Source organism: Candidatus Polarisedimenticolaceae bacterium (assembly GCA_036376135.1).
Taxonomy (GTDB): domain Bacteria; phylum Acidobacteriota; class Polarisedimenticolia; order Polarisedimenticolales; family DASRJG01; genus DASVAW01.
Map to the genome: position 1 here is coordinate 1 of DASVAW010000069.1, position 4,683 is coordinate 4,683.

Annotated in this window: 2 protein-coding genes; both read right to left on the reverse strand. The window is 70.5% G+C overall.

The genetic code is table 11. The features are described 5' to 3' along the window. Positions 1-2,007: PQQ-dependent sugar dehydrogenase (locus VF139_06430; protein ID HEX6851026.1), on the reverse strand; the 2,007-nt coding region annotated here is incomplete at its 3' end. A 150-nt stretch (positions 2,008-2,157) separates the two neighbouring features. Continuing rightward, on the reverse strand, positions 2,158-4,683 hold a 2,526-nt coding region (locus tag VF139_06435; GenBank protein HEX6851027.1), incomplete at its 5' end, for a hypothetical protein.

Below are 4,683 nucleotides of genomic sequence, written 5' to 3' on the forward strand. Positions count from 1 at the left end.
GGCCAGGACCGTCAGCACTCTGACACCCCGGTTCTGGAAGTCGCGATGGAGATTCTCCAGCACGTCGGCTTCGGCTTGGCACGGTGCGCACCAAATCGCCGAGAAGTCGAGCATCACCGGACTCCCACGGTACGAGTAGAGCGAGCGGGTCACGCCATGCTCGTCCTTCAGGGTGAAGTCCTGCCCGCACTTCCAGAGGTCGTAACTCGTGGACTGGTGGTAGCCGATGATGGAGCAGAGGTCGGTCGTTGCGAATCCGGGGCGAGGGGTTCCGTCGGTGCGCTTGCCGAGCGTGCCCTCGAGGTTCGCGCTTCGCGCGGAGACGAGGAAATAGGAATTCCCCGTTCCGGCGTTGACGGTGACCTTCCGGGCCGCCTCGTTCAGCACGGTGCCCACCGCCTTGTCCTGACCGGAAACGACGGCGTGGGAGTACCAGGTGCCGAGGTTTCCCTGCCAGATCTGGAACTCGCGCACCGGCGGCTGGGGGAGGCGAAGGGCCGGGTCCGCGTTGCCGTCGTCCCGCGGCTGCGTCGCGTCCGAGCGAAGGTCCTCGAAGGTCACGACGACCTCGTTCGCGAGCGTTCCCTTGTCGATCCGGACCGGGAAGTGGCTCCCGGGGGCGGAGACCTCGCGGGGGCCGGGGGTGGCGTCGAAGATCACGCGGTAGAGGCCGCCCGCGGCGCCGCCGCCGTTGCGTGCGACGGCGTAGAGCCACCCGTCACGGCCGGTGGCCACGTCGGTCCAGTTGTCGGGGCAGTCGGTGAGGAAGTTCGAGTCGAGGAAGGTCTCGGCCACGTCGAGGGTCGTGTCGTCGGTCGGCCTCAGGACCGCGCGCACGATCTTGTTGGCGCTTTCCTGCGCGAGGTAAACGTTGCGGAAGCTCTCGTCGGCCTCGTCCACGCCCTTCGCGCCGGCGGCTCCGGCGCAGCCGTCGTCGCCGACCGCGACCCCGCCCGGGCACCACTCGGCCGACTCGTCTCGCTTTTCGCAGTATGCGTTCTCGAGGGTCCGGGGGACGCAGTTCGCGTTCGATGTGCAAGGCTGGCCGTAGTTCGCGGAGCCGACGCATTCGCCGCTCCCGTTGTCGTCCACGCGCGAGACGCCGGGGTTCAGGTCGGCCCCGTACCGGTCGTGGTCGTTGTCGATCCCGTCGGCCTTGAGGTCGGGGAACGCCGTGGCCCCGTAGACCTCCACGCCGCGGACGCCGACGAGCGGCTGATACGAGGCCAGCGGATCGTCGTAGGCGCCGTTCGAGTTCCCGGTCGCGGCGTCCCAGCCGAGGTTGCCGTTCGCGGGGACCTCGTTGATCTCGTCGTAGATCGTGTTCCCGGAGCCGGCATCGGTGGCGTACACGCGGCCGGCGGCGGAGACCGTCACGTCCTTCCCGTCGCGGACCCCCTTCGCCCAGACGGCGCTTCCGGGGGTCGGGTTGTCGGCCGGGATCGCGCCGGTGTCCTCGAGGCGGAGGATCTTGCCGGAGAGCGACAGGGCGTTCTGGGCGTTCGAGGAGTTCTCGACGTCGCCGGTCGCGACGTAGAGCTTCCCGTCGGGGCCGAAGGCGAGGCCGCCGCCGTTCCGGAGGAACGACGGTCCCGCGCCGAGGTCGGCGAGCAGATCGACTCCGTTCGCGCAGCCGCTCCCGGGCACGACGGTGAAGCGCGTCACCTTGTTCCGTCCCGTCGCGGCGGCCGTGTAGTAGAGGTAGATCCACCCGTTCTCGGCGAAGCGGGGGTGCGCGACGACGCCGAGGAGCCCGCCTTCGCCGGTCGCGTTCACGGCGACCGAGCAGGCGGGAGTCGCCTGCAGCTCGCCGAGGGCGACCATGCGCACGTTCCCGGTCGTCCGCTCGGCGATGAGGATCCGTCCGTCGGAGGTGGTGTCGAGGGCCGACGGTTCGGTCAGCCCCGAGGTCAGCACGGGCTCGAGCCGGAACCCCTCCGGCAACTCCGCGGCCTGGAGGGAGACGAGCGTCAGCAGGCAGGCGAGCGTGGCGATGCGACGGGACATGGAACCCCCCTTCGCGCCGGGGGGCCTGCCGGCGAAGAGCGGAACGTACCGCGATCTCCCGCCGGGGGTTCTTGCGCTTTGCCAAGTCCCGGAAGCGAAAGGGCCGCCTCGCGGCGGCCCTCTCCGGGACTATTGCTGTGATGCCAAGGATCAGGGTCCCTCGACCCCGCAGGCGTTCGCCCCCTTCACGCGGTAATACCAGGGGGTCGCGTTCCCGAGCTGGTCGCGGTCCTCGTAGAAGGTCCCCGCGGAGGAGCCGATCTTCGCGAACACCCCCGAGGGGGTCTGCGAGCGGTAGACGTTGTAGCTCGCGGCACCGGCGACGGCGGTCCAGCTGACGCGGACGTGGGCGTCGTTGATCGCCGCGGCTCCCAGCGAGGACCCGAGGTCGCCGGGGATCGACTGCGAGGCCTGGTCCTGGGCCAAGACCCGGACGAGGTTCGACTCGGTCAGTCCCGCGCCGGAGCAGCTCTCGTTGTTCCTCGCGCGGACGATGTAGTGATAGGTCGTGTCGTTGGACGCCGTGGCGTCGACGTAGGAGGTGCCCGCCACTGCCGAGGCGATCTGATTCGCGCCGGAGGGGACGAACGCCGGATCGGTCGAGCGGAAGACGTCGTACGTCCCCGCGGAGCCGGTCCCCCAGGCGGGGGCCGCGTTCCAGGAGATGCGGATCCCCGTGTCGGCGCACGGGTCGGCGTCGACCGCCGCGGTCGCGCCGCCGAAGGTCGGAGCCCCCGCGCAGCCGCCGCACGCCTCGAACGCGGGCCCGTTCGCGCTGTTGAGGATCACGCGGTCGAGGTTCCACCCCGAGCGCCCCGCCCCGGAGGTCGGGCCCTTGATCTTGAAGACGAGCCGGACGTTGCTCGAGCCGTCGGCGGCGTTGCCGAGGCTGAGCGTCTGGAGGCTCCAGGACGACTCGGTGACGTTCTCGCTCGACCAGATCGGAACGGTGAGCCCGTTCCGGAGGACGTCGATGGAGGCGACGGCGTTCGACTCCACGTTCAGCCAGCGCCGGAAACGCAACTGGCCGCCGGTGAGCGCCGAGGCGTTGATCACCGGGCTCGTCGCCCGCTGCAGGACGTTCAACTCGTAGTTCCCGGCATTGGCGCCGAGCCCGGTGAGGTCGCTGCCGAGGACACGCGTCCCCTCGAAGGCGGCGGTCGGGTCGGCGGGCGCGGTGCCGAGCCCCTGGGGCGTGCCGATCTGCCACTCCCCCTCGAGGGTCCAGCCGGTGAGCGTCTCGAAGGTGTCCTTGAAGATCCCGGGAGGGATGTGTCCCGCGTTCCCCTGGAACGGGGCGCCGTTCGAATCGAAGACCCGGGGGTTCCCGTACGCGTCGGTCGCCGTGACCCGGAAGTGGAAGCGGCCGCACTCGGGAAGCGGCGAGAGGGTGAGCGTGTGGCTCGTCAGAAGCGAATTGCTCTGGACGACGGACCCGAGCGAGGCGGTCGGGCCCCAGTCGACGCGGACCGTCGCCGGCTCGCTCGTCGAGACCTGCACCGCCGCCGAAGTGTCGGTGATCTGCACCACCTGGATCGAGGGTGCGCCGGGGGCCGTGCAGTCGGCGTCCGCCGTGTCGAACGAGACGCGCGGCTTGCCCGTGCCGTCGTCGGCGTCCTGGTAGCTCGCGGTGAGGATGTCGCCGCCGGCGACCTGCAGGACGCCGTCCCCCGGGACCGGGGCGCCCGGCGCGGTGGGAATGCTCCCGGTGAAGCGCGAGGTGTTCACCCCCGTCTCGGTCAGGGTGACGATCTCCGGCGTCGTCTGCGTCGTCGACGTGAGGGAGATCTGCACGGTGTCGACCGCCGTCGGGGAGGCGTTGAGCCCGAGGTCGGTCAGCTTGAGGGGCAGGACGTCGCTGCACGCCGCGACGGACTTGTCGATCGTGACGACGCCGCTGTTGCAGGCCTGAAGGCCGGAACCGAGGTCGCCGAGCGTCTCGAAGTAATGGTACTGGCCGCCGTTGGAGTCGACGGCGACGTTCCCCGCCACGTCCTCGCTCTCGACCTGGTACCAGTAGATCGTGCACGACTGCAGTCCGTTGATCTGCACCGCGTGAGGGGTGACGAGCGTCGAGGAGGAGGTGGTGCCCGTGGGAGGCTTGAGCTGGCCCCACCGCACGACCGAGGACGACGCCTCATCCGTGTCCCAGCGGACCGTGGCCCGCACGTCGTTGATGTCCGTGGCGCGCACCTGGGAGATCGCCGGGATCACGCAGTCGCCGGTCGCGTTGGCGGTGCGGGTCAGGTTGCTCCCCCCCTGGCCGTCGTCGGCGTCGAGGTAGGTGGCGGTGATCGAGGTGGCGTTCGCGACGGACAGGGCGCCGTCGCCCGCCGCCGGTGCGGCTCCCGTCGTGGCGAGCGCGCCGGTGAACTTCCCCGAGCCGGGGGTCGTCTCGTTCAGGACGATCGTCTCGCCGCCCGGTTCGACCCCGCTCGCGAGCGTCACGCTCACCGTCGAGGAGCCGGTATTCGCGTCGGTCACGCGGACCTGGATCGTCCCGGAGCACCCGTAGGCGGGGCGGTCGAGCTTGATCGTCCCCGCGAACGGCTGCGGGGTTCCCTGGGCGCAGGCCGAGACGGGGGAGTCGCAGGCCGAGTTCGCGCCGACCGCCTGGACCCGGTAGAAGAAGGTCGTCCCGTTCGGGAGATCGGTGTCCACGTATTGCGTCCCGGG